24 protein-coding genes and 1 pseudogene are annotated in these 23203 nt (G+C 68.6%); 12 read left to right on the top strand and 13 right to left on the bottom strand.

Annotation, left to right across the window (positions count from 1 at the left end; translation table 11 throughout):
• Positions 1 to 4: 4 nt before the first annotated feature.
• Positions 5 to 658, bottom strand: a complete 654-nt coding sequence (locus WME89_RS33840) for an RNA polymerase sigma factor (protein WP_438003784.1) — start codon at positions 656 to 658, stop codon at positions 5 to 7.
• Positions 659 to 811: 153 nt separating this feature from the next.
• Between WME89_RS33840 and WME89_RS33835 the strand changes: the two genes are divergently transcribed.
• From WME89_RS33835 to WME89_RS33825, 3 genes are all read left to right on the top strand, one after another.
• Entirely contained in the window at positions 812 to 1099 is a 288-nt protein-coding gene (locus WME89_RS33835; protein WP_438003783.1) for a helix-turn-helix domain-containing protein, read from the top strand.
• 335 nt (positions 1100 to 1434) lie between these two features.
• Positions 1435 to 2757: a hypothetical protein gene (locus WME89_RS33830; RefSeq protein WP_438003782.1), complete on the top strand. Its 1323-nt coding sequence runs from the start codon at positions 1435 to 1437 to the stop codon at positions 2755 to 2757.
• Between the two features lie 248 nt (positions 2758 to 3005).
• Positions 3006 to 3287 carry a hypothetical protein gene (locus tag WME89_RS33825; protein ID WP_438003781.1) on the top strand — a complete coding sequence of 94 codons (282 nt, stop codon included), beginning with the start codon at positions 3006 to 3008 and terminating at the stop codon, positions 3285 to 3287.
• Positions 3288 to 3424: 137 nt separating this feature from the next.
• On the opposite strand, the gene WME89_RS33820 is transcribed toward WME89_RS33825, so the two are convergent.
• The gene (locus tag WME89_RS33820; RefSeq protein WP_438003780.1) at positions 3425 to 4291 is read right to left on the bottom strand and encodes a hypothetical protein; all 867 of its coding nucleotides are present in this window, start codon (positions 4289 to 4291) and stop codon (positions 3425 to 3427) included.
• A gap of 222 nt (positions 4292 to 4513) precedes the next feature.
• On the opposite strand from WME89_RS33820, the gene WME89_RS33815 reads away from it, so the two are divergent.
• On the top strand, positions 4514 to 5086 hold the full coding sequence (locus WME89_RS33815; RefSeq protein WP_438003779.1) for a hypothetical protein: 573 nt from the start codon (positions 4514 to 4516) through the stop codon (positions 5084 to 5086).
• Between the two features lie 209 nt (positions 5087 to 5295).
• A complete protein-coding gene (locus tag WME89_RS33810; protein ID WP_438003778.1) occupies positions 5296 to 6372 on the top strand; it encodes a GTPase in 1077 nt (358 codons plus the stop codon).
• A 369-nt stretch (positions 6373 to 6741) separates the two neighbouring features.
• On the opposite strand, the gene WME89_RS33805 is transcribed toward WME89_RS33810, so the two are convergent.
• Together WME89_RS33805 and WME89_RS33800 are read right to left on the bottom strand one after the other, a co-directional pair.
• Complete coding sequence (locus WME89_RS33805) at positions 6742 to 7002, bottom strand: LIC_13387 family protein (RefSeq protein WP_438003777.1); 261 nt, start codon at positions 7000 to 7002, stop codon at positions 6742 to 6744.
• Positions 6999 to 7154, bottom strand: coding sequence for a hypothetical protein (locus WME89_RS33800; protein WP_438003776.1), 156 nt, complete (start codon positions 7152 to 7154; stop codon positions 6999 to 7001). The genes WME89_RS33805 and WME89_RS33800 overlap by 4 nt, the downstream gene beginning before the upstream one ends.
• 1404 nt (positions 7155 to 8558) lie before the next feature.
• Between WME89_RS33800 and WME89_RS33795 the strand changes: the two genes are divergently transcribed.
• Both WME89_RS33795 and WME89_RS33790 read left to right on the top strand, forming a co-directional pair.
• Entirely contained in the window at positions 8559 to 8744 is a 186-nt protein-coding gene (locus WME89_RS33795) for a hypothetical protein (protein ID WP_438003775.1), read from the top strand.
• A gap of 100 nt (positions 8745 to 8844) precedes the next feature.
• On the top strand, positions 8845 to 9585 hold the full coding sequence (locus tag WME89_RS33790) for a hypothetical protein (RefSeq protein WP_438003774.1): 741 nt from the start codon (positions 8845 to 8847) through the stop codon (positions 9583 to 9585).
• A gap of 160 nt (positions 9586 to 9745) precedes the next feature.
• Here WME89_RS33790 and WME89_RS33785 read toward each other — a convergent pair whose 3' ends face one another.
• Entirely contained in the window at positions 9746 to 10573 is an 828-nt protein-coding gene (locus WME89_RS33785; protein ID WP_436622591.1) for an NAD-dependent epimerase/dehydratase family protein, read from the bottom strand.
• A gap of 50 nt (positions 10574 to 10623) precedes the next feature.
• On the opposite strand from WME89_RS33785, the gene WME89_RS33780 reads away from it, so the two are divergent.
• Entirely contained in the window at positions 10624 to 10830 is a 207-nt protein-coding gene (locus tag WME89_RS33780) for a hypothetical protein (protein WP_438003773.1), read from the top strand.
• Positions 10831 to 10851: 21 nt separating this feature from the next.
• Positions 10852 to 11736 (top strand): SDR family NAD(P)-dependent oxidoreductase, encoded by an 885-nt coding sequence (locus tag WME89_RS33775; protein ID WP_438003772.1) that lies wholly within the window; start codon positions 10852 to 10854, stop codon positions 11734 to 11736.
• A 267-nt stretch (positions 11737 to 12003) separates the two neighbouring features.
• Here WME89_RS33775 and WME89_RS33770 read toward each other — a convergent pair whose 3' ends face one another.
• From WME89_RS33770 to WME89_RS33760, 3 genes are all read right to left on the bottom strand, one after another.
• Positions 12004 to 12657 carry a hypothetical protein gene (locus WME89_RS33770; protein ID WP_438003771.1) on the bottom strand — a complete coding sequence of 218 codons (654 nt, stop codon included), beginning with the start codon at positions 12655 to 12657 and terminating at the stop codon, positions 12004 to 12006.
• 359 nt (positions 12658 to 13016) lie between these two features.
• Positions 13017 to 14849, bottom strand: a complete 1833-nt coding sequence (locus WME89_RS33765) for a cytochrome-c peroxidase (protein WP_438003770.1) — start codon at positions 14847 to 14849, stop codon at positions 13017 to 13019.
• 474 nt (positions 14850 to 15323) lie between these two features.
• Entirely contained in the window at positions 15324 to 15698 is a 375-nt protein-coding gene (locus WME89_RS33760; RefSeq protein ID WP_438003769.1) for a molecular chaperone DnaJ, read from the bottom strand.
• A 645-nt stretch (positions 15699 to 16343) separates the two neighbouring features.
• On the opposite strand from WME89_RS33760, the gene WME89_RS33755 reads away from it, so the two are divergent.
• The 3 genes and pseudogenes from WME89_RS33755 to WME89_RS33745 all read left to right on the top strand — a co-directional run.
• Positions 16344 to 16718: a VOC family protein gene (locus WME89_RS33755; RefSeq protein WP_438003768.1), complete on the top strand. Its 375-nt coding sequence runs from the start codon at positions 16344 to 16346 to the stop codon at positions 16716 to 16718.
• Positions 16719 to 16809: 91 nt separating this feature from the next.
• A complete protein-coding gene (locus tag WME89_RS33750; protein ID WP_438003767.1) occupies positions 16810 to 17205 on the top strand; it encodes a GFA family protein in 396 nt (131 codons plus the stop codon).
• A gap of 250 nt (positions 17206 to 17455) precedes the next feature.
• Positions 17456 to 17563: pseudogene (locus WME89_RS33745) on the top strand (dihydrofolate reductase family protein); the annotation flags it as partial.
• Between the two features lie 54 nt (positions 17564 to 17617).
• Here WME89_RS33745 and WME89_RS33740 read toward each other — a convergent pair.
• From WME89_RS33740 to WME89_RS33720, 5 genes are all read right to left on the bottom strand, one after another.
• The gene (locus WME89_RS33740; RefSeq protein ID WP_437618693.1) at positions 17618 to 18295 is read right to left on the bottom strand and encodes a DNA alkylation repair protein; all 678 of its coding nucleotides are present in this window, start codon (positions 18293 to 18295) and stop codon (positions 17618 to 17620) included.
• Positions 18296 to 18495: 200 nt separating this feature from the next.
• Positions 18496 to 19476 (bottom strand): aldo/keto reductase, encoded by a 981-nt coding sequence (locus tag WME89_RS33735; protein ID WP_438003766.1) that lies wholly within the window; start codon positions 19474 to 19476, stop codon positions 18496 to 18498.
• A 149-nt stretch (positions 19477 to 19625) separates the two neighbouring features.
• Complete coding sequence (locus WME89_RS33730) at positions 19626 to 20756, bottom strand: substrate-binding domain-containing protein (RefSeq protein ID WP_438003765.1); 1131 nt, start codon at positions 20754 to 20756, stop codon at positions 19626 to 19628.
• Positions 20757 to 21326: 570 nt separating this feature from the next.
• Positions 21327 to 22217 carry a carbohydrate kinase family protein gene (locus tag WME89_RS33725; protein WP_438003764.1) on the bottom strand — a complete coding sequence of 297 codons (891 nt, stop codon included), beginning with the start codon at positions 22215 to 22217 and terminating at the stop codon, positions 21327 to 21329.
• Positions 22214 to 23173: a pseudouridine-5'-phosphate glycosidase gene (locus WME89_RS33720; protein ID WP_438003763.1), complete on the bottom strand. Its 960-nt coding sequence runs from the start codon at positions 23171 to 23173 to the stop codon at positions 22214 to 22216. The genes WME89_RS33725 and WME89_RS33720 overlap by 4 nt, the downstream gene beginning before the upstream one ends.
• Between the last annotated feature and the right edge of the window lie 30 nt (positions 23174 to 23203).

Genomic DNA, 23203 nt, shown 5'->3' with positions numbered 1-23203 from the left:
GGGCTCATCGGGGCCACCTCCGAGAGCGGGTGAGCGCGCGGGCGAAGAGGCGGCGCGCGAGGCGGAGGCGGGTGGCGACCGTGGGGCGCGGGAGCGAGAGGGCGGCGGCGATCTCGAGCGAGGAAAGGCCGGTGGCGGCGAGCGCCAGGATCTCGCGCAGCTCGGGGCGGAGACGGTGGAAGGCGCGGAGGAGGCCGCGGGCGACGAGGCGGGCCTCGGGAGAGGGGGCGGCGAAGGCGGAGAGGCGGTCAGGGTCGACCGCGGGGAGCTCGTGGCGGCGGTGGGCCTTGTCGCGGTAGTGCGAGGCCTGCCGCGAGGCGATGCCGGCGAGCCAGGAGCGGAGGGCGTCGGCGGGAGGGAGAGCGGGGGAGGGGCGGAAGCGGCCGGCGCGCAGGCTGCGCCAGGCGCCGAGGAGGGTGTCCTGGGTGAGGTCGTCGAGATCGGCGGGGAGGACGCCGCGGGCGCGGAGGGTGCGGCGGATGAGCGGGCGCTGTTCGAGGAGCGCGGTGGGGTCGAGGTAGACGGCGGGGTGAGGCTGCTGCTGATGAGGGGTCTTGGGCGGGCGGGCGAGCTGGCTGCGAGCAGCGGGGCGGGGGCGGCGGCGGGAGGGCGGATCGATCTCTTGGCCCTGGTCAGGGCGTAGACGTACGGTTTCCATGTCGGACCTCGTGCAAGCGGGGTTCGGCCACGCCTCCCGGACGGTTGCCGCCGTCGCGGGGGGCACTTGTGCTTTGTTGAATGCTCGCAAGGTGGGCAGCGCTCGTCAAGGAAATGCTACCGGTCAGTCCACATTTTTGATGCCGGTTCGGAGATGGATCTAAGCGATCGGGTCGGAACGGTGATGGGCTACATTGGGGCCAACGTGCACCAATTCCGCGTGCGTCGTCGAATGACCCAGGATGAGCTCGCTAAGGCTGCAGGCGTCAGCAGAGCGTTCTTGCACCGTGTGGAGCGGGGGAAATCCAGCATCGGGCTGGCATCCATCGTCGCGCTAGCAGATGCCCTCGGCGTTCCGCCGTGGAAGCTCCTTCGCCCAGCCATTATGCCCGAGGCGAAGTGGGGTCGGCCACGCGGCGCACGAGCCCGCAAGGTATGGTGACCCTCACCGAAATTCCCGCGGGTTGCCGGATCATCTACACAACGCGAACCTTAATCACGACGCCGGCGAGACCCACTCGCCGGGCACCATGCCAGACCCCGGTGTGCCCGCCCCAAGCCGTGGGCCGACGCCGCCCGCGCGTCCAGCATCGTCGACCCCGGCGAGAGCCGCAAGAGGGCCTACCCACCGGCGTTGGGCCGGGCGGTTACTGCCCAGAAGATCGGACCTGCCTTCATGGCTATACCAGATGAGGGCATGGCAACCATCCGTTGGGGCGGCCATCCGGCCGGGGCCACGCTTGACGGCAGCAGAAATTTCAACGACAATACGATGCCATGAGCAACGTGCCGCCGGCGATCGAGTACCTTCTAGAGACGCCCGCCTTGGCTGCCGATAACCGGCGCGAGGCCGCGATCGAGCACCTCGTTGCGACGCCCGAGTTTTTGAGGGATCTCCTCGGAGAAGCGACAAGAACGGCACACGATTTTCGTTACCGGCCGAGGGTAGTTGACAGTGGGTTCTCGCTGCAGCCGAGTGGACCACTGCACCCGATGTCTCCATTTGAATGCGTATCTCTACCCTGCCGCCGACAGAAGGCTCAGGCGTTTGCCCAGGTCGCAGCACTGTATTCGGATACGACGGTGCTTACTGATCGCTTCACCCATCTACTCCGACTCAAAGCTGAATCCGGAGAACCATGGACGCCCAAGGAACTCGCCACACTGGCCGCAAACATCCTCACGGTACGAGAGCTTGAGCCGTTGATCAAGTCTGGGGCGATTCAATTTTCTGCTCCAGAACACCACTTGTGTAGCGACGACAACAAGAAAACGATGGCCTTGCTTGATCGTGTGGCCGAGCAGGGGCTTGAACTGATCGCTGACAACATGACCATTGCGAGCACGCCTGAACAAATCAAGGTGACGGCGCAGGCGCTGGGCAAAGGAGTCACGCTTGTTATCAACGCTCCGCACGACAGAATTGAATCGTTTGAATGCGCTTCTACGCAGATCGACAAGCGACAAGCTCTGCTCCTGCATTTTCGAGATGCCATGCTGAACTTCATTCGCTGGCGGGTCGCCGGCACGCTCGTCGACTGCCACAACGCAGCCGAATCGGGAGCGACCGTCGCCGCAAAGACAGAGTTCGAAATCCTGGCGAGTAAAGCCGTGTTTGAAAAGTCATCTGCTCCAGCACTGACGATGAACCTCGCTGCGGCGGCCAGTATCAATCTACCATGGATTCCGCAACTGTCGATCACAGAGCTAGTCTGGCTTCGAGAGCGCGCGTGTCATGCGCTGCCAAATTTCCGACTCGAGGTCGCCCGCTCACTTCAAGCTGGATCCTCCGAGACGCTAACCTCGATTGCATCGGCCCTTCAGGGCGAGATTCCAGGACTACACGCGGAACTTCGCGCCGCACTCACTAAGCGCACGGATGGCATCGGCCCGGCCGCAATTGTCCTTGGTCTCGCAGTTGTCCTGTGCGGAATTGCCACTGCAAACCCGCTCGTCGTGGGCTCCGGTGTGCCCTTCATTGCAGGCGGTGGCGCGATGTGGACGGCGGACAAAGCGGCGCAGTCGGACGAGGAGCGTGCCCGCACAAAACCCGCGTATGTGCTCCTGTCGGCGAGGGAGTTGCTTCAAGAGCGCCATTAGCATCAACTCGTCCAACAGGACAACGCAGCCGATGGCCTTCGGCCGCAGCTGATTGCCAAGGTGTTGCGCGCGCGGAGCGGCGCGGGACGCCGGGGGGGCCCCATCGACGTCGCGAGGGATCGGGGACATATCGCCTGCCGCACAGCGATCGATGCAGGCGGTGATCTGCGCGGCGTTGTTGCTCCTGGCCGCCGTCTCTTCGGTCCATTGCGGCGCCACGGTCAGTCGTCCACCACAGCCCGCGGAGCGTGCAGTTCTCCTGCATCGAGGATGTCGCTGCCGCGGCCGCGGGCGCGAGCCTCGGCAAGCTCAACCTCAGCCTCGTCGAGGCGAGCGTGGCCGGCGTCAATACCACCTACCGGCGCAGGTCGACCGGACAGGCCATGACCGTCCGCCCATCGGCCGCCTTCCGCGCGCGCTTCCGGAACGTGCTAAGAGCGCAGCTCGCGGTGGCCGGCCACGAGGTCTTCTCCTTAGACGCCGAGGTGATCGAGGAGGTGCGGCCGCCTCCCGCCGGTGCGCCCCGCTGACGGGGCGGCCCGGGTCGTGGGGCCGAGCTTGGGGTGCTCGACCGATCACCCCCATGGCCGCCGCGGCACCGCTGCACCCGGGCCTGTGGACGCACCGGCTTCCACCTATGCGGTTCGCTGGCCCAGCTCCACTCCAGCTATTCAGGAAACCGGCGCGTCTCCACGGCGACGCCGTCCTCGCCCGAGATCATCTTGCCCTCCTCGTCCCAGCTGATGCCGCCCTTGCCCGGCGGCCCGAGCGTGAAGGTGACGCCCTCGACCGTGAGCTGGTCCTCGTCGAGGTAGGCGATGCCGATCGAGTCGCCGCCGCGCCCCGGGCCGCCGTAGCCGCCCTCGGCGCCGTCGCCCCCGGGGCCCCCGTTGCAGGAGTAGGCCGAGCGGTCCTCCAGCACGCCGCCCGGTGCGCCCCGGCCGCCTCGTCCGCCTCGCTGGGGCTCGCCGCCGTCGCCGCCCTTGCCGCCGTCGGACGTCTCGATCTCGCAGTCGCGCACGGTCACCCTGGCGTGCAGCGCGACGAGGCCGACGCTCGGGTAGCCGTTCTCGCCCCCCTTGCCGCCCCGGCCGCCGCAACCGCCGGCCCCGCCCGAGCCTCCCCCGGCGCCCCCCTTGGACGCCGCGCCGCACACGCCGCGCCCGCCCCTGCGGCCGCCGCCTCCGCCGCCACCCTGGCCCGGCGTGCCCCAGCCGCCGTCGCCGGCCCAGTCCGCTTCCCAGCCGGCCTCGCTGATGCGCCCGATGCCCTGGCCGGGTGCGCCGGCGGTGCCTCGCGCGCCGTAGATCCCGTAGTTGCCGTCCGTGCAGCCCACGTCGGCCACGTCCCCGCGTCCTCGCCGTCCGTAGTTGCTGGGGTTCGGCGTCGGGGTCGGCTCGCCATCGCGCCCATCCTCCGCGCCGTCGGGCAATCCGTCACCGCCCTTGCCGCCGACGCTCGGGAGTCCGCCCTCGCACGCGTTCACCACGGCAGGCCCGCCCTGCGCGGCGGAGAACTCGTCAAGCTGCGACAACCTGAACAGCCCCGCCGCTGATCGGTCGGCCGTCGCAGGGGCACTTCTTCGCTTCGGAGGGGTAGGGCGTCGAGGGCCCGCTCGCGCCTTCGTCCGCTCTAGCGCCCGCACGGTCCTGCGCCGGTCTCCTTGACACGGTGGGGCAGCCTTCGGATACGCTATCTTCCCACGATGCGTGGGGGCGGCACGAGGGGGTGGGATCGGAAGTGCATAGGGGGAACGGTGGCCATTGCAGAGTTCTTCGCAACCCAGTTCATCCGACGAGAGGCCGCGCATCGCAGCGGCATCACTGGGAACGTCGAGTGGACGCGCCACTTATCCGAGGTGGTGGCCGACATCGCCACGGCCAACGGCTTCCACGTGAAGACCAAAGCAGTGCATGACGAGTTCGGGCGAGCAGAATACTTCACGCTCGACGCCCTGTGCCTGGAAGGAGCGCATCCGCAACATGGTGCGGATCGCATCGCATTTCCACTCCCGGCCATTACCCTGGAGTTCGAGAACAGGCCCGATAGAATCCTCTATGACTACTGGAAGCTTCTGTGCGTCCGTTCTCGCCTCCGCGTGCTTGTTCTCATCGTCCCCAGCGACAGTGCGGAGGCGCGCCATATTGCTGAACTCACGGCGCTGAGGGCCGAGCATGCCAGCCTTGACGGTGAAGACCTGCTGCTCGGAGGCCGCAACGGTATGGCAAACAAGCCGGACGCTGTCTGGACGGTGCACGTCTGGCGCTCCGGCGGCTTCCAGGGAATCAAGTTGGAGGAAGGACAGCCTTGGAATCGCCCTGTCCCGTAACGCGGCCCAACTCATCGCTGGATACGACGGCCGCCCTCGGCGGGCCTCCGGCCCACCTCGGCCCCGCGTCGCTGGCGCCGCGGGGGTCGCGCCCGCGGCTCAACGAATCGTTGGGCGGCGCAACTATGCCCGGAGGCTGGTCAAGTAGAACCGGTCATCAAGTCGCGGACCGTGGAGACAACCCAGAGAATCCTTGAACGAGCGTGCCAATGAGTGAGATAAATATTGGTGAGACCGTCAAGAGAGCACTTGAAGAGGCCATGAGGGAGCGTGGGCATGCGAACGTTCTGATCGCGGGGCGAACCGGCGTCGGGAAGAGTACGCTGATAAACTCCATGTTTCAAGGCCGGTTCGCCTCCACTGGTCAGGGACGACCCGTCACGGACGCTACGCGGGAGATCAGTAAGCCGGGTATTCCTATCACCATTTTTGACACGCGCGGGCTCGAGATGGCCGAGTTCGCGAATACGCTCACGCAGTTGAAGACCTTCGTCGCGGCACGATGCAGAGATCGCGACGCGCGTCAGCATATCCACGTCGCGTGGGTGTGCATCGCGGAGGACTTGCGCCGAGTGGAGGAGGCTGAAACGAGCCTCGTTGACATGCTGGCTGAGTTCGTGCCCGTCCTCGGAGTCGTTACGAAAGCGCGCGCAGACCAAGGATTTCGTGCCGAGGTACAACGGCTGCTGCCGCGTGCCGTGAACGTTGTGAGGGTGCGCTCGCTCGCCGAAGAGCTTGATGACGGACACCAACTGCCGTCGATGGGACTGAACGACCTGGTACAAGCGACGGCAGATCTCATCCCGGAGGGGCAAAGACGCGCCTTCGTCGCTGCGCAGAAGGTCGACTTGGAGTTGAAGAGGAAAACCTCCCACATGATTGTTGGTGGTGCAGCGGCTGCAGCGGCCGGGGTCGGAGGCGTCCCGATTCCGTTCGCCGATGCTGCTCTCTTGATACCGATCCAGGTGGGAATGATCTCTGGCATTACTGCAACCTATGGCCTGGCTCTATCTAACGGATTTCTGAGCGCGGTACTTGCTTCGGTGGCCGGTGGTACGATCACAACGCTCTCGGGGCGCGCAATTGTTGGCGGGCTACTTAAGCTGCTTCCCGGACTCGGATCGGCTGCCGGCGGCGCTATTGCGGCTACGACTGCCGCAGCCTTGACCACGGCCTTTGGCGCGGGCTACATCGCCGCACTGGATGCATTGTTTGCGAAGCATAAGGGTGAACCGCCGACGGAGGCAGAGGTGCTCGCCGCCTTGGCATCCTTGCAAAGAGGATGATTATGGCACCGCCCAACCAGGACTTGCTGACCGACGCATGGGTGCGCTACGCGCCCCCATGCGCGGCAGAAGCCCCAGCCGTTGCGCGGACGGAGCGGGGCGGGGCGCCGGGGGCGACCCCCTCGATGTCGCCAGGGATCGGGGACACTTTGGCTCGGCGCCCCCTCCCAATCCATCGAAACTCAACAGAAAGCACGGTCATTCCACGCACTTCTGCGAAGGGACCGCGATCACGCCCCAGCCTGCGGGCCGCCGCCTCGCGATGGCGGCGCGGTCCGCCGGAACCTGAACGACCGACGCCGCAACGGTTCGTCCGGCGGCCCGCTCGTGGCGACTGCGATGGGCTATGGGCTATCTTCGCCCGCACGCTCAGCGCACCACGAGCGCCGCGCCGAAGCACGCCGTCGCGACCAGCATGGTCACGATCGGCGGCGGCGGAAACGCGCGGACGGCGATGGCCAGCAGCGCCAGCGACACCGCCGCGTTCAGCGCCACGACAGCAGGGAGCGCGGCGAGGGCGGGCGCGGCGAGCACGCAGACGGCGCCGTGCAGCGCGAGCACCAGGCCCATGGCCACGCTGAACCCCCTGAAGAGGCCGAGCAGGTCGCGCGACAGCCCCATCATGGTCATCCGGTGCGCCCGCGTCGCGCCGAGGACCGCGGTCTCCGCGGCGGCGTCGCGGGGCGACCGAGCAGCAGCGCGGTGATCGCGAGGTGCCCGATCCCGGTGACGACCCACGCCCACGCGCCCACCTGAAACAGCACCTGTGCACGGCACCTCATGACAGCCCTCGTTTCTTTGCCGCCGGTCCCTGGCGGGTGCGCTCCACATGCTGCCGTTTGGACCTGGAGCACGGCCCTGGAGATTTCAATACGGCACCGGATGGTCTCACCGGCCGACCGCGCCGGGCCGCCGTCGCGCCCGTCCTCCGCGCCGCTGGGCAATCCGTCAGCCCCCTTGCCGCCGACGCTCGAGAGCCCGCCGTCCGCCTCGCTGGGGCTCGCCGCCGTCGCCGCCCTGGCCACCGTCGGACGTCTCGATCTCGCTGTCGCGCACGGTCACCCCGGCGTGCAGCGCGACGAGGCCGATGCTCGGGTAGCAGGACGACGGAACGGAAGACGGCGAGCCGGAAGGGAGAAAGGGTTGCGCAGCAACCACCAAGGGCACCCGAGACGGCGACGGGGCTGCGCAGGAGACCACCGGGGCTGCGCGGAAGACCACCGGGGCTGCGCGGGAGACCACCGGGGCTGCGCAGGAGCCGGACGGTTGTAACAAAAGACACCAATGGAGGCGCCCAGGAGGGGCACGGGGCCGCGTAGGACGGCGGCGAGTGTTGCATAGGACACCAACGGCGGTGCACAGGAGGGCGCCGAGGCCGTGCAGGAGGGCGCCGGGACCGCACAGGAGGGCGCCAGGGGCCGCGCAGGAGGGCGCCGGGCGGCACAGGAGGGCGCCGGGGTCGCACAGGAGGGCGCCGGGGCCGCACAGGAGGGCGCCGGGGCTTGCGCAGGACGGCCGACGGCGCTGCGCAGGACGGCCGACGGCGCTGCGCAGGACGGCCGACGCGGCCTCCCCGGGATCGAGCACGCCGTGGGACTCGCCCTGGACCGGCGTGCGCATGGCAAGCGTTGCCTTCATGGCAAGGCTTGCCAGCCCCCCGGGAGGCAAAAGCGGCAAGGACTGCCATCACGCGCCGATGCCCGCGCCCCGGACGCGACGAGGCGACCGCTCCCGCGCTCCGCCGGGACGGGCGCCCCCTCGTCGCGCCGGAGCGTCACAGGCCAGATTTCCGTGGCACGCTCGTTGCGATGTCGCGATGTCGATAGGTGTACGCCGAGCGAGGTGAGGGCGCCGCTCCCATCACGGATCGGCCGCTCGCCTCGCATCCACATCCGACCTGCTCCGCGTCGCGCAAGCGTCGCCGGAACTGCGTCGCAGGCGGCGGGTGGCGGCACGCGCCATGGGACCGGGAAAGCTGCCCGGCCACTCGTCCCCCTCCGTCCACGAGTACGAGAAAGCTGCGCGCTGCATTGCCGTACTGAAGAACACTTGTGCGGACTTCCTCGATATCGACGCTCTGTTCGACTCGCACCCCGAGTGCTCCACGGTCTTCGTGGGCAAGGTGGCCGATGGCGGCGAATGCACCGATGACAACGATTGCAGCAGCGCGACCTCGATCAGGCAGGATGAAGCTCGTCGCCATGATCACCGAGCCGAGCAGCATCGCCCGCTTCCTCACCGCGCTCGGCGAGCCGACCGACGTTCCAGCTCGCTCATCCAGCGCCGACGCGGCGGCCGCCGTACTGGAAGAGCACCGTGCTCCGTCGCATCGTTCCGATCCTCCGAACGGATATCCGAAGGACCCAACGTGACGGCGGCAGCCAGTGCCCAGCGCGGCCCCGACGAGGGCAGCTCCTGAGCACGCCTGGATCGCGTGCCTCGCTCACTGAATGACAAGCCAAGGAGATTGCAATGAAACGTGACGTTCGCACCGGTTGGCTCGTGTCGATGATGGCCCTGTCCACGCTGGTGGTGGCGTGCAGTGACAGCGGCGGCGGGCCGAGCAGCAGCGGTGGCGGCAGCGGCGGCAGCGGCGGCAGCACCTGCACCACCATGGTCGGCGACGGCGGGAACGGAGGGAGCGGCGGCAGCACCGGCACCACCATGGTCGGCGACGGCGGCAGCGGCGGCAGCGGCGGCAGCGGCGGCGGCGGCGGCGGCGAAGCGGAAGGCCCGAACGCTATGCAGGCGTGCTTGGCTATCTGTGAGTCGCACAAGCTGTACGGCTGCGATCCGCCGGATCTGGACTGCGCCCAGAGCTGTGGCGTGGTGGTCATCCCGCTGGCCCGCCCCGCGTGCGAGGACGAGGTCGCCGCGTACTATTCGTGCTGGCTGCCTGAAGCTTCCACCTGCAAGGAGGGGTTGCCCGCCGACTGCCAGGACGAGGAGGACGCGTACCTGGCGTGCCTCGACACTCACGGGTGCCGTGACCTGGACTGCGACTACCCGCACGGCCTGGAGGGTAACGAGTGCGCGTGTTCGTCCACGTGCCTCAGCAAGAAGCACGAGGTCAAGTGCGGGCCGACCGAGGACGGCACGACGATGTGCTCGTGCCTCGTCGAGGGCGTCGAGGTCGGGACGTGCGAGGGCGCGCCCAGGGAGGTGTGTCACCTCACGCAGGGCTGCTGCCAGCAGTTCTTCGACATCAACTGACCGCTCGTCTCCGCTCACCGCTCCTCCCCGCCGCCCGCCTCCACGTCGTGCCGCGCCCCCGGCGTCCGGTCCCCGACCCCGGGGCGCTCGTTGACCGACTGTGGTCGATGGCGCGCGTGTCGAGGCATGCGCGTCCGCCTACCTGGACGACTGGAGAACATCACGCGCCCGCCGCGATCGCATCCTGGAGGCGCGGGAACTCGGGCTTGAAGCCGAGATCTTCGCGGAGGCGGCGGCCGTCGAGGAGGACGTCGAAGGCTCGGGCCGCTTCGCCGGCCGAGCCGTCGGGCGGTGGGGCGCCGACCGACGCGAAGACGGTGGCGAGGTCGGGGGCTTCGTCGTCGACCACGTTGTAGATGCGGTGCGAAGGCGATGCGGCGTCGAGCACGCGCGCGACAGCCTGCGCGACATCGGCGTGATGAATCAAGGCCATGCGCTGCGACGGCGGCCAGCCGCGCATCATCGGGATCGCTTCCTCGATGTGCGGATCACCGTCGCCGTAGACGAAGGGGAGGCGGAGGACGCGCACATCGAGGGCCTCGAGGGCGAGGAGCGCGCGTTCGGCGGCGAGCTTGCTCGCGGGGTAGCCCGGTGGCGGCGCGCAGTCGTCGCCCTCGCGGGCGAGGCGGCCGCCGCTCGGTCCGTAGACCAACCCGGTGCTGGTGAAGACGAAGCGGTTCACGTTCGCGGCGCGGGCGGCGGCCGCGAGTCGTTGCGTGCCGAGGTCGTTGACGGTGTGCGCTTGCTCCGGGGTGGCGCCGCGGAAGAAGGCGGCGCAGTGGACGACCGCGTCGATGCCGCGCACCGCGGGCGCGAGCGAGGCTTCGTCGAGGAGATCGCCCTTCACGATCTCGACCTGGTGCTCGCGCAGCTCGGCGGCGCGGTTCGGATCGCGCACGAGGGCGCGGACATGATCGCCCCGGCGGGCGAGGCGCTTTGCGAGACGGCTTCCGACCTTTCCGGTCGCTCCGGTGACGAGGATCTTCATGACCGCGATGCTAGCGACGCGCGCGGGTTGGGAATTGGAAGAAGCGGACAATGTCGCGCGCGCTTGCGCGATCGGCGCGCACGTTCGTCCTCCGGGCCGATTCACGATTTCATACTGACAAAGCCATCATCGACCTTGAACCAGCCAAGAGGACTCCATGGCTCTCGCGGCAGGCCTCGCACTACACTGTCGACACGTCGGACTGCGACGTCGCCGAGGTCGTGGAGCGCACCTCGGCCATCGTGCGCGGCGCGTGAACGTGATAGCGTCCGCGCCCGATGAGCACCAACCAGAAAACGCTTGAAAACAAGGTCGCAATCGTCACCGGAGGCGCCTCCGGCATCGGCCGCGCGCTCGGTGAAGAGCTCGCCCATCGAGGGTGCGAGGTCGTGCTGGCGGATCGCCAGCACAGCGTCGCCGCGGAGGTCGCCAAAGGCATCACCGACCGCGGAGGTCGCGCGACCGCCGCCGAGCTCGACGTGCGCAGCCTGCCGGCCTTCAAGGCCATCGCAAAAGACACGCTGCAGCGCTCAGGCCGCATCGACTACCTGTTCAACAACGCCGGCATCGTCGTCGGGGGCGAGATGGCCAGTCACGTGCAAGAGGACTGGGACGACGTCATCGACGTCAACCTGCGCGGCGTCGTTTACGGCATCCAGGCAGTCTACCCGATCATGGTGAAGCAGGGTTCAGGACACATTTTGAATACAGCCTCCATCGCAGGCCTCGTCGCGGGCTTTAACGAGGGCGCCTACACCGCCACCAAGCACGCCGTCGTCGCCGTCACCAAGGCCCTCCGCGTGGAGGCAGAGCGCTACGGCGTCCGCGCCTCCGTCCTGTGCCCCGGCGCCATCCGCACACCCATCGTCACCGGCGGTGTGTACGGCCGTATCAACGTGGAGAACGTCTCCAAAGAGACCATCATGCGCATGTCGGAGCGCCTGCGCCCAATCCCCCCCGAAGAGCTCGCGCGCCGCACGCTCGACGCCGTCGCCCGCAACGAGGCGATCATCGTCCTGCCCAAATGGTGGAAGGCATTCTGGTACCTCGATCGCCTGTCTCCGGCGCTCAGCCTCAAGCTAGCCAGCTACAGGCACAAGCGCATGCGCGAGGAGATGCTGGCCGCCGGCGCCAAGCAGAAGAGCATTGACGCCGACGCGTGAGCGGGATCCGTGAGCACATCGAGAGGGTCCGGCTCGTGAGGGATAGCACTGCCTTGAAAATTGGTTCCCGGTAGCCGTGCGCAATAGCTTCGGGCTCTTCGCTGGAAAAGGCCGCCGTCGCCGGCCCATTCCGCTGTCCAGCTCGGCGAGGCCGGTGCTCGCGATGACGCGCTCCCGCGCTGCCGCGGGCCGGCCGCGGGCCGGAGGTCTCAGCCAGTGCCCCCCGGGCATGGCGGCGCAGGCCGGCCCTCCTGCCACGGCTGGTTCTCACAGCCGAGCGAGCCGGCCATCTTCGAGCAGCACCCAGGGAGCCGAAGCCGCGTACGCGTCGGTACCGGCGATGGGCAGGCTTGGGGCATCCGTGAGCTGGTCGAGCCCCTCGTCTCGGAGCCGCATGCCACGTTCGGTGAGGCGATAGACCTCCGAGAGCATCGGGTAGCCAGCGTTGGGCGGCTTCGGGCCAGGCGCACGCTCCACAGCCGCGCTCGATCCGTGGGATGCCCATTGCGCCAGCCGGCGTGGCAGGAACAGATCGCCCGTACAGGAAAGGAGATGCCACAGGTGCGTTCTTGTCTCCGATGGATGAGCCGCCAACGCCAAGGCGGTCTGCCACTCAGACGAGAGGAGCGCAAATACAATCTCGTCAAATCTGCTGAGACGCAGGCTCCCGTCGGCGGTCTTTCTCTGGAAGAAGCAAGAGAGAAGGGCCCACAAGGGGACGAGCTCTGGAAACCCTTCGATACCGCGGACGCAGCTATCGACGAATTGCAAGGGGTCCTCGTCAACGTAACTGTCCCAGAGGCGAACAGCCCGATCGTAGCGTTCGGTGGACCAGGATTGCGCCTTGTCGAGGCGGTCCAGAAGAATCTCATCCGGGTGATCGGACACCGACTCGGAGCAGGTAAACGGACGAGTCAACACCTCGTGGCTCGCTGCTCTCGACGGTGGAATTGGCTTAAAATCGAGGACAAGGACGTCGTGGCACGCGACTGCGCAATGGCGCAACCAGCTACAGGTCCTCCAGAGGTTCACCCGCTCGTGAAGGCTCGCAGACGCCCACAAGACGATGGGCGGCTCCCAGCGGACATCCGACGAATAAAGTTTGTCCCATTCTTCGGGCGAACGCCACCGCGCACGACGTGCCCGGACATGCTCCATGGCATTCCGACGACTCGGGCCGACGACAAGACGGTCGGACGCGCGCACAACGTTGGTCGCACCAATCTGCGATAACTGCTCCGTGGTCAATCGCCGTGCGCGGCGGAGCGTCTTCCGTTCTGTCAGAGCGACTCGAGGTACGCCACGAGATCGTCGAGCTGCGCCGGGGCGAGCGCGGAGACGTCGCCGTGGCGGTCGCCGCCGCAGGCCGGGTCGAACCGGTCGCGGAGCGTCTTCGCGCAGCCGTCGTGCATGAACGGCGCTCGCGCGGAGACGCCGATCAGCGAGGGCACCTGGAATGCCTCGCCGAACCCGACATCCTCGTTGCGGTTGTTCGTGAGCATCGGCCCTGCGTGGCATGTCGCGCAGCCTACCTGCGGGTCATGGAACAGGGCCTCTCCTCGCCGGACGGTGGCCAGGTCGTCGGGGGGCGAGGCGGGGAACGCCGGGACGCTGTCGAGGAAGCGCGCGAGGAGCTCGATCTCCCGATCCAGAGGCCTTACGCCGTGCATGCGCGAGACGAAGACCTCCTGCATGAGGTGGGTGAGGTCGCTCTGGTCGCCGCTCCAGTGGAAGGGAGCTGTCTCGAGCACGCCGCCCGCGACCGTCTGGGTGCGCCGGAGGCCGAGCTTGTCGAAGCGCCACGTGTGACCGTCCTCGTGCGCTTCCGGATGGCAGGAGGCGCACGCGATGCCGCGGGAGCCGCTCGGCGGCTCGTGGAACAGCGCGTGCCCCGGGTCCCCCACGCTGTCGCCGGGGAGGCCGACGTCCCCGCGATCGAACGCGTAATAGTTATCGCGCCCGTCGATATCAAGCACCTCGATCCTCGCCGGCTCGCGGAACTGGACGACCGCAACGCCTCGCGCCGTGAAGGCGACGGCGATCGGCTGGCTCGAGTGCTGCACCGGCTTGTTGATACGGCACGTGCCCGAGGCGTCCTCGCTCGTGATGGTGTCGAGGTCGATGAACTCGATGATGTAGCTGCCGGCGCTCACGACCGCGGCGCGCTTTCCGTCCGGCGCCACCGCGATGTCGACCGGGAGCGGGAGCTTCCAGAGGGCCGGCGTCGGGAGCTCGGCTCCGTCCCCTGGAGCGGCCGAGGCCGGGGGCAGGACGCTGACAGCGCCGTGCAGGATGTCGCCATCGCAGTCGTCACCCCCGTAGTAGCCCGTGGGGGCGAGCACGACGGGCGAGGTCAACGCGCGCTGGTGGACCATCGCCGCGCCGCCGCCGGGAAGGGCGACCATGCGCCAGGCGACCGAGGGGCGGTATTCGGGGGCGACGCCGGCGTTCGTGGCCTTCGGGGTGAACGACGGGAGCGACCGCCGCGAGAGCACCTCTCCGTCCGGGCCGACGACGAGGGTCTCCGCGGATCTGAACCGGCTGACGAGCAGGCGATCGCCCTCGACGAGCACGTCGCGCAGGTCGGCGTCGAGCCGTAGCTTCCGGAGCGCGGCGCCGCCCTGGGCCGGGAGCGTCACGAGCTCGCCGCCGGCGCAGGCCACATGGATCGCGTCGAGCGACGCGTCGTAGGCGAGGCCGCGCGGCGCGGGGCAGACGGCGCGCCGGTCGAGCACCTTCGCCGCCCCGACATCGATCGTCGCGAGCTCGCCTGCGCGGCGCAGGGCGACGTGGACGCGGCCGGCCCCGTCCTCGACGACGCGCCCGGGCTCGTCGCCGCGCTCGAGGGGGATCGCGCGGGGCTCGCCACCGTCGGTGTCGAACACCCAGACGCCGTCGCGATCGGGGTCGGCCGCCACGGCGGTGTGTCCGTCGCGGGCGATCAGCAGCGTGCCGCCGCTGATGGGCGGCGGGGGCTTGTCGATCGCGGGGCCCGACGGCAACCGATTCGCGGAGTCGTCGGGGGGAAAGGAGCAGGCCGCGACGCCGGCGGCGATCGCGCTCAAGGCCGCGAGGGCCAGGCGGGTTGTCGTGCAGGAGAGGTTCCGATGCATGAGGCCTCCGGAGGTGGCGGGCTGCTCGGCGAGCGCGAGCAACAGCAAACCCAGAGCGCTGTCGGGGAGTCGACGGCGCGCGGCCGAGCAAGAGCAAGACGCGTGCGCGGGGGCGGGGGAGCGGGGGCGCGCGGCGCGCCCGGGAGGCGCGGTGTTCGGGGGTGCGGGGAGCGATGGGCGGCGGCAGGGTGGGTGTGGTCGCCTGGCATCAGTGTTCTGGTATCCGTGTCACGTACAGCCACACGGGGCAGCGCGGAGCGGGAGGGAGCTCCGGCGCGAGGGCCGTGCCCCCCGGCGGCTCGCGACCGCCTCGTCACCCGACGTGGTCGTGATCGACACCAACAACTACTACCCGGTCCGCGACGGCAGCATCCCGGCCATCGAGGCGGGGCAGGTCGAGAGCGCGTGGGTACTGGCTGCGATCGCTCATCGCGTCGCAGGGCCCGAGCTGATCCGAGCGGAGCCCTTCTCCGATCACGATCCGGGCGGACGGAGCTGCTTGCGGACCTTCTTGATGAAGGTCTGCGTGCAGTTTCCGTGGATGGCCTCATGCTCGATGATCTCGAGCGTGAGCTTTGCCTTCGTCCCGCTGGAGAGGTGCGCAGCCGCGTTCACCTCCCTGGCGAGCTGGATGCCTTCCTGCGACGCGGGCCCCTGCGGCTTCTCGACGGCCGCCGGCTTGTTCGGCTGCCGGTAGTGGGAAGGCTTCGTCTTGGTGACATCGCGGAAGCGGGGCTCGTCCGAGCGCCGGCCGGTGCCGTGGCAGCCCGGGCAGGTGGCGGTGCTGCCCGAGAACGAGTTGGCGATGCGGCCGTCGCCGCCACAGACGCCGCAGGGTTCACCAGCCATGAGCCAGGCCCTCCGGTCGGGGTAGGTGCTTCGGGTCCTTCATTGCCGAGAGCATACAGGCGATCGTGGCTCGTGGGAGCTTCGCCTGGGGCGGTCCTGGTTTTGCGCGCATCGACGCGTTCGATCGCGGCGGCCTGCTCGGCCAGGCGGCGACATGGCGATGCCTTGTCCGAAGGCGAAGACGTTGCATTGGCGTGCAGCGCGACGAGGGCGATGCTCGGGTAGCCGTTCTCGCCCCGTTGCCGCCTCGTCCACCGCGGCCGCCGGCCCCGCCCGAGCGGTCCCCCGGCGCCCCCCTTGGATGCCGCGCCGCACACGCCGAGCCCGCCCCTGCAGCCGCCGCCTCCGCCGCCCCGGCCCGATCGGCCGGGCCGTCGCAGGGGCACTCCTTCGCTTCGGAGGGGTAGGGCACCGAGGGCCCGCTCGCGCCCTCGTCCGGTGTAGCGCCCGCTGAGTCCTGCGCTGGTCTCCTTGACAAGGTGGGGCAGCCGTCGGTTACGCTATCTTTCCACGATGAGTGGGGCCGGCACGAGGGGGTGGGATCAGAGTTCAAGGCGCTCCACGCGGAAGCCGCCGGCAGTCCGGCCCGCAGCACACCGGCCAGCTGTCAGGCTTCGCGCGGGCTCACACCCTTCAGGAGAACTCATGTTTGATCACGTCAAATTCGGGGTCAGCGACTATGCAGCGAGCAAAGCGTTCTTCCTCAAGGCGCTCGAGCCGCTCGGCGTAGCTGTTGTCTCGGAAGGACCGCCGACGTACGGCGTCGAGCTTGGCGCAAAGGATAATGATTCGTTGTGCCTGTACCAGACCGAGGAGAAGCCGGCGCATCTTCACCTGGCGTTCACGGCCGAGAATCGCCAGCAAGTCGAAGATTTCTATCGCGCGGCTCTGGAGGCGGGCGGCAAAGACAATGGCGCGCCTGGTCTGCGCCCGCACTACCACGCGAACTACTATGCAGCCTTCGTCATTGGTCCGGACGGGCACAATATCGAAGTGGTTTGCCACGAACCCGAGGCTTGACCCTTCCATCCGAGCGGACGTGCCCAAAGATGCGCTTTTCTCCCGCCGCGCATGTCAAACGTCAGGCGACGCAATCCACCCGAGTACCACCATGAGAAATCGCCTCGCAAGCTGCAGTTGTGGCAAGTTGTCGGCCGAAGTCGAAGGTGAGCCGATTCGCGTGTCCGTCTGTCACTGCCTGGCCTGCCAGCGAAGAACCGGAAGTGTCTTTGGCGCTCAAGCCAGGTTCAGCCGCGAGAACGTGAAGATAAAGGGGCACGGGAAGGACTTCGTTCGAGTCGGAGACGAAGGAACGAAGAGCACCTTCACGTTCTGTCCTGAATGTGGCGCCACCGTCTATTACGTAATGGCCGGGCACGAGGACACGATCGCCATACCGGTGGGGGCCTTTGCGGACCCGGCCTTCCCCGGTCCAACGGTCTCGGTCTATGAAGAGCGAATGCATGGCTGGGTGGTCATGCCGCAGGACATCGAGCACATGCGCTAGGCACTGCTCCGAAGGCACGGGAGCTCAACAGCCGCGGAGCCCAGGAGCCTGGTCGAGCAGCCGCGTCGCCCGACCCCTCGGTCGAGGCGGGGCCCAGCGGCAAGGCACCCTGGTCGCCTCCAGGTCGTGCGTATCCTCCTTCCGGCGGTCAGGGTACCTTGCCGTCAGTCCCGCCTCACCTCGAACGTCAACCCGCTTCAGGAGCACGTGATGCGACCCCTTCGGTATGCCATCAACGTCACATTGGACGGGTGCTGCGATGTTCGCGGGGCTGTCGAAGTATGTCGACTTGAAGCCCGTGAGCCGGCTGGAGCTCGGCTCGGGGGCGGTGGCGATGCGGTATGAGCCGAGGAGGTAGCCAGGGGGACCGAAGCGCGCCCGACGACGTCCGGAGCGAGGCGAGCCGACCCCCTCACCGGCCCCGCGGCTTCTCGGCCTTCTGCCGCCGCACCATCTCCGCGATCCAGACCGGCGCGAACGGCGGCGTGCAGCCCGGCGATGCCGGGTAGTCCTTGAGCACCTCGAGCCGCTCCCCGATGGCCATGGCGCGGGCGCGCAACCCGGGGTTGCGGATGCCGATCTCGGCGAGGCAGTGGTTCATCGACCACTGCTTCGGGCCCGGCGCCGTCTTCATCTCCGCCTCGATCTGGTCGAGCAGCGCGGGGAGATCGAGGCCGGCAGGGCTCTTCACGACCCTGTCGGTCGTCAGGCTCCAGCCAGCGCGCCCGACCAGCTCGCTCGCGGAGTCCTTCCAGCGGACGCGCAGCTCCTCGACGTGGCGCGACGCCTTCACCACGTTGACGATGAACCAGTCGAGCAGCTTGGGGTAGCTGATCTCCCGGACCATCGAGTCCAGCTCGTCCGCCGATAAGGCCTTCGGCTTGAACACGAGCGTCGCCAGGAGGCGGGCGTCAGGGTCCCCGGTGCGCCACAGCTCGCCGGCCAGGGCGTTGTCGGTCTTCAGCTGCTTCGCGAGCGCGCGGAGCTGGGTGAGGTTCACGCCGTGGGCGTCTCCGGCGCGGGCGTTGACCTCGCGCATCTTCTCATTGCCCAGCGCGGCGAGGTCCCGCATGACGTTGGTGAGGCTCATGGGCTGGAGCTATCCGTATCCGCGGGCGTCGTCCAGCGGCGCGGCGTCGCCTCGGGGTCGAGCTTCCTTCTCCCTGGGCGAGCATGGTGAGCTCAGCGCCGATGCGCGTGAGCCCACCGACACCACCGCGTGCGTTCGAACGTGCCACCCAGCTCGGTCATTGCAGCTGATGATCAAGGCAATCTCCTGATCGGCGTCCCTCACTGGTACCCGACGATCCGGTGGGGGACGTAGGGCTCCTCGAGGGAGGCGACCTCCTCGGCGCTCAGCTTGACCGACAGCGCGGCCACGGCGTCCTCCAGGTGGGAGCTTTTGGTCGCGCCGACGATCGGCGCCGTGACGGGGGCCTTCTGGAGAAGCCAGGCCAGGCCGATCTGCGCCCGGGGGACACCGCGGCGGGCGGCAAGGTCGGCCAGCCGCTCGACGATGGGTCGGTCGGCATCGGCGGACGCGTCGTACTTCTGGTGGAGCACCTGGTCGCTCTGCTCTCGGGCGGTCGTCTCGCTCCAGTCGCGGGTCAGCCGTCCGCCCGCGAGGGGGCTGTAGGGGATGACGCCGATCCCCTCCTCCTGGCACAGGGGCAGCATCTCCCGCTCCTCCTCCCGGTAGATCAGGTTGAGGTGGTTCTGCATCGAGACGAACCGGGTCCAGCCGTGGCGGTCGGCGGCGTTCAGCGCCTTGAGGAACTGGTACGCCCGCATGGCCGAGGCGCCGAGATAGCGGACCTTGCCCGCCCTCACGACGTCGTGGAGGGCTTCCATCGTCTCTTCGATGGGTGTTCCAGGGTCCCAGCGGTGGATCTGGTAGAGGTCGATGTAGTCGGTCCCGAGCCGCTTGAGGCTCTTGTCCACCTCGCTGAGGATGGCCTTGCGGGACAGGCCGGCGCCGTTGGGGCCCTCGTGCATCCGGCCGTGGACCTTGGTGGCCAGCACGATCTGGTCACGCTGGGCCAGGTCCTTCAGGGCCCGACCGACGAATTCCTCGCTGGTGCCGGCGCTGTAGACGTTGGCGGTGTCGAAGAAGTTGATCCCCAGATCGATGGCCTGGCGGATCACCTTCCGGGATTCTTCCTCGCTGAGGACCCATTGATGGAATCCCGGTTGGGGAACGCCGAAACCCATGCAGCCCAGGCAGATCCTCGACACATCCAGCCCGGTCCGGCCCAGCTTTGTGTACTCCATCACAATCCTCCTCAGGGCAGTCTACCACGGCGCGGAGCGAGGTCTTCCAGCCCTGCCAGGGGGCGGCGGTGGAGGTGATCACGTCGACCCCCGTGCCGTCGGGGCGCCCGGGGAGCTCCGCACGGGGGCTTCCGCGGGCCACGACGCCGCTACTGCCTTGCGTCGATGATGTCGAGGAAGTCGTTGTAGGCGTCGATCTTGCTCGCCGGGACCACGTCGAGGCCAAGGTTGAACCGGCTGTCGTCGACCATCCGCGGCGCGATGACTCCCCTGGTCGCGTCGAGGCCGAGGTTCTTGATGCCGTAGAGGATGTAGGGCACGAGATAGCCCTGGTAGTACTGCCGCTGGATGTGCGTGGCCCTGATGCGCCCCTCGCGCATGTAGTCGACCGTCCTCGGATTGAAATCGAAGGCGACGATGGGGAGCTCCGGCTTGCCCGCGGCCTCCGCGGCCATCGCGCACCGAAACGCGATGTCGAACAGACCGAGCAACCCCACGGCGGGCGGGTCCTCGTCCTCGATCTGCTCCTTTATCCCTTCGACGTCCTCGGCCTCGCTCCCGTCGCCCCAGGTGGCCTGAACCACCACGGTCTTGTAACCGGCTGCCTCGAGCACCTCCCGGGCGCCCTGCGTTCGATCCGTCCCGTCGAGCCACGTCGGGTCGGTGTTGCCGTGGATCACCACGGTGCCCGGCGCCGGGGGCAGCAGCGCGAGCAACGTCTCTCCGGCCGTCGCTCCGGCAGACCTGCCGAGGGTCCCGACGTGGAGCGAGCGCTTCGAGGTCGCAAGATCGTTGTCGAGCGTCACCACGTGGACCCCCTTCGCGACGGCGGCATCGATGGCGGCTGCGTTGGCGTCGCCGAACGGCGTGATGCCGATCGCCTCGGCGCCATCCAGCAACACCTGTTCGAGTTGCTGATTCTGGATCTCCATATCCAGCTGCTGATCGCCCGTCGGCTCGAGGGACCCGAGCACGTTGCCCGTGACGTCGAGCTCACCCATGGCTCGTATCGCACCCTTGGCCATCGGCGCAAAGAAGCCGGTGACGGCCTTCAGCAGCACCGCCGTCTGCATCGGCTCGCTCGGCTCCTCGTTGATCTCGGCGACGAGGGCGTCGATCGTCGCCTCGAGCTCCACCGGAGTGAACTCGTTCTCGACGGCCGGCCTCCGGATGACGGGTGAGGCCCTCCCACCCCCGCCCGAGGTGTCGTCCGATGCGCACGCCGCCGTCATCAGCGCGACCCCTAAGGCCGCCAGCCAACGCCGTCCAATCCTCGTCATGAGACCTCCTCTTCCGCGGTTCGTCCGGCCCCGCGCGATACCCCCCCGCGCAAGGACCGGGCTTGTGGCGAGATCACTCTCCGAAGTCGTGTCACGTGACGGACACGGGGGCGAGATCCACGAAGGTGTCGCACGATGTCGAGAGAAGAGACACGAGCCCCACGAGCAGCCCGCTCTGCTTGCCGCGCATGATCCGTTTGCTACGAGCGGACCACACGCCGGTTCGACCTGTCAAGAGCGCAAGAGACGGTCACGAGGACCACAACAGGCGCTCACGCGTCCGGTGAGAGACAGAGCACAACCAGAGACATCTCGGGACGTGGCGGTTGTTGGCGGCCGCCATCGAGCTTCGGGGACCGTGGTAGGGCCTGCGCGCCTTCCGCGCCCACACGGCCTCCACACGCACGGACACATTGCCCCTCACCGGGGCGCGCCCGAGGCCGGCCGGCTCGGCGCGCCCGGCCGTCGAGCGAGCCTGCCCGGCGGCTGAGCTGCGCGGCCGAGTGCGCCGGGGCCGCCCCGGCCACCGCGCCGTCGGGCGGGGCGGAGAGCCAGCGGCCCAGGTGCTGTCTACGCCGGCTGCCCGCCCAGCTGCGTCACCGCCCTCGAGCCCGCCTCGATCCCGCGCCGCAGGCACTCCGCCTCGCCCGCGCCCCCGAGCTCCGCGGCGATGAACCCGGCCGCGAACGCGTCGCCGGCCCCGGTCGTGTCCACCACCTCCACCCGCGGCGCCGGCTCGTCGAGGCGCACGCCTCGCCGCCCGCCCACCGCCGCGCCCAGGGCACCGCGCTTGATGATCACCCGCTCGAAACAGCCCCCGAGCGCGACCATCTGCTCGTCGAGGCCGCCGGTGCCCGAGAGCGCCTCCGCCTCGTCGACATTGGCGAGCAGCGTCGACATCCCTCCTGTCCACTCGAGGAAGGTCCCGACCCCCACCTCCCGCAGGAAGCCCGCCGACGCGGCGTCGATGGCGATCGGGATGCCGCGGCTCCGCGCCTCTCCGGCGAGCCACAGCACCGCCCGCCGCGGCCCTTCGGCGAAGAGCGAATAACCCGAGACGAGCACCAGCCGCGTCTCGCCCAGGAGCCACACAGGCATGTCCGAAGGCTCGAGCGCGAGGTTCGCCCCCCGGTCGGTGAGGAAGCTCCGCTCCCCGTCGGCGTCGAGGAGGATGACCAGCACGCCCGACGCCTCTTGCGGGTCGGCCACGAGGATCGGGTCGACATGAAAGCCCCTGAAATAGGCTTCCAGCTGCGGCTTGTCTCTGGCCCCTACCCGGGCGACGAGCGATACCTTCGTTCCCATCGAACCAAGCCACACCGCCTGGTTCGCCCCCGAACCTCCCGGCCGGCTCTGGATCTTGGCGCGCCGGTCCGAGCCGCGCACCAGCGGCCCCTCGGGACGGACGATCACGTCCGTCATCACGTCGCCCACCACGAGCACGCGGCCGGCCTCGCTCATGCCTTGGCCTTCGGCTTCGCCTTCCTGGCCCCGAGCTTGCTAATTTTGCTGATAGCCACCGCGATCTCCGCCGCCACCGCCGCGTTGTTCTCGACCAGAGCGATGTTGGCGATGAGGCTCTTGCCCTGGGTGAGCTCGACGATGCGCTTCAGGAGGAACGGCGTCAGGTCCTTGCGGCTCACGCCCTCCGCCTCGGCGCCCTTGATCGCCTCCTCGATCCACGCCTCCATCGCCATGGCGTCCACGGCATGGCTCTCGGGGATCGGATTGGCCACCAGGACCCCGCCCATGCCGAGCTCGAACTGCAGCGCGATGACCCTCGCCGCTTCCCTGGCGCTCTCGACCCTGTGGTCCACCTTCTGCCCGCTCTGCCGCGCCCAGAAGGCCGGGAAATCGTCGGTCTTGTAGCCCAGGACCGGCACGCCACGGGTCTCCAGCGTCTCCAGCGTCTTTGGAATGTCGAGGATCGATTTGGCGCCCGCGCAGATCACCGCGACCTGGGTCTGACTCAGCTCCTCGAGATCAGCGGAGATGTCGAAGGTCGTCTCCGCCCCGCGATGCACGCCCCCGATGCCGCCCGTGGCGAACACCCGGATACCGGCCCAGGCCGCCGCCATCATCGTGGTCGCCACCGTCGTTCCGGCCATCGCGCCCGAGACCAGGAGCGCCGCCACGTCGCGCCGCGACGCCTTCGCCGCCTTGCCGCCCACCCTGGCCAGCCGCTCGAGATCTGCCGCCTTCACGCCCACCCCGAGCTTGCCGTCCATGATCGCGATCGTCGCCGGCACAGCCCCGCTCCGGCGGACTATCGCCTCCACGCGCTGCGCCATCTCGAGGTTCTGCGGATAGGGCATGCCGTGCGTGATGATGGTCGATTCCAGCGCCACCACCGGCCGTCCGCGGGCGAGCGCTTTCCTGACCTCGGGCGAGATGGAGAGATGGTCCTTGACCGACACGCTGGAATCCTTTGGCTGCGAGGGGCTCTC

The organism is Sorangium sp. So ce321 (genome assembly GCF_051530195.1).
GTDB lineage: Bacteria > Myxococcota_A > Polyangia > Polyangiales > Polyangiaceae > Sorangium.
Note: the sequence above shows the minus strand (reverse complement) of the source record. Positions and strands in the feature narration are given on the sequence as shown.

Excerpts from the sequence above, each read along its gene's own strand:
- WME89_RS33785 (WP_436622591.1), bottom strand. The coding sequence starts at position 10,573 with ATGAAGATCCTCGTCACCGGAGCGACCGGAAAGGTCGGAAGCCGTCTC.
- WME89_RS33795 (WP_438003775.1), top strand. The coding sequence starts at position 8,559 with ATGAAGCTCGTCGCCATGATCACCGAGCCGAGCAGCATCGCCCGCTTC.
- WME89_RS33830 (WP_438003782.1), top strand. The coding sequence starts at position 1,435 with ATGAGCAACGTGCCGCCGGCGATCGAGTACCTTCTAGAGACGCCCGCC.
- WME89_RS33740 (WP_437618693.1), bottom strand. The coding sequence starts at position 18,295 with ATGAGCCTCACCAACGTCATGCGGGACCTCGCCGCGCTGGGCAATGAG.
- WME89_RS33790 (WP_438003774.1), top strand. The coding sequence starts at position 8,845 with ATGAAACGTGACGTTCGCACCGGTTGGCTCGTGTCGATGATGGCCCTG.
- WME89_RS33765 (WP_438003770.1), bottom strand. The coding sequence starts at position 14,849 with ATGCATCGGAACCTCTCCTGCACGACAACCCGCCTGGCCCTCGCGGCC.
- WME89_RS33750 (WP_438003767.1), top strand. The coding sequence starts at position 16,810 with ATGAGAAATCGCCTCGCAAGCTGCAGTTGTGGCAAGTTGTCGGCCGAA.
- WME89_RS33810 (WP_438003778.1), top strand. The coding sequence starts at position 5,296 with ATGAGTGAGATAAATATTGGTGAGACCGTCAAGAGAGCACTTGAAGAG.
- WME89_RS33780 (WP_438003773.1), top strand. The coding sequence starts at position 10,624 with ATGTCGCGCGCGCTTGCGCGATCGGCGCGCACGTTCGTCCTCCGGGCC.
- WME89_RS33755 (WP_438003768.1), top strand. The coding sequence starts at position 16,344 with ATGTTTGATCACGTCAAATTCGGGGTCAGCGACTATGCAGCGAGCAAA.
- WME89_RS33775 (WP_438003772.1), top strand. The coding sequence starts at position 10,852 with ATGAGCACCAACCAGAAAACGCTTGAAAACAAGGTCGCAATCGTCACC.
- WME89_RS33760 (WP_438003769.1), bottom strand. The coding sequence starts at position 15,698 with ATGGCTGGTGAACCCTGCGGCGTCTGTGGCGGCGACGGCCGCATCGCC.
- WME89_RS33725 (WP_438003764.1), bottom strand. The coding sequence starts at position 22,217 with ATGAGCGAGGCCGGCCGCGTGCTCGTGGTGGGCGACGTGATGACGGAC.
- WME89_RS33735 (WP_438003766.1), bottom strand. The coding sequence starts at position 19,476 with ATGGAGTACACAAAGCTGGGCCGGACCGGGCTGGATGTGTCGAGGATC.
- WME89_RS33840 (WP_438003784.1), bottom strand. The coding sequence starts at position 658 with ATGGAAACCGTACGTCTACGCCCTGACCAGGGCCAAGAGATCGATCCG.
- WME89_RS33800 (WP_438003776.1), bottom strand. The coding sequence starts at position 7,154 with ATGAGGTGCCGTGCACAGGTGCTGTTTCAGGTGGGCGCGTGGGCGTGG.
- WME89_RS33805 (WP_438003777.1), bottom strand. The coding sequence starts at position 7,002 with ATGACCATGATGGGGCTGTCGCGCGACCTGCTCGGCCTCTTCAGGGGG.
- WME89_RS33835 (WP_438003783.1), top strand. The coding sequence starts at position 812 with ATGGATCTAAGCGATCGGGTCGGAACGGTGATGGGCTACATTGGGGCC.
- WME89_RS33730 (WP_438003765.1), bottom strand. The coding sequence starts at position 20,756 with ATGACGAGGATTGGACGGCGTTGGCTGGCGGCCTTAGGGGTCGCGCTG.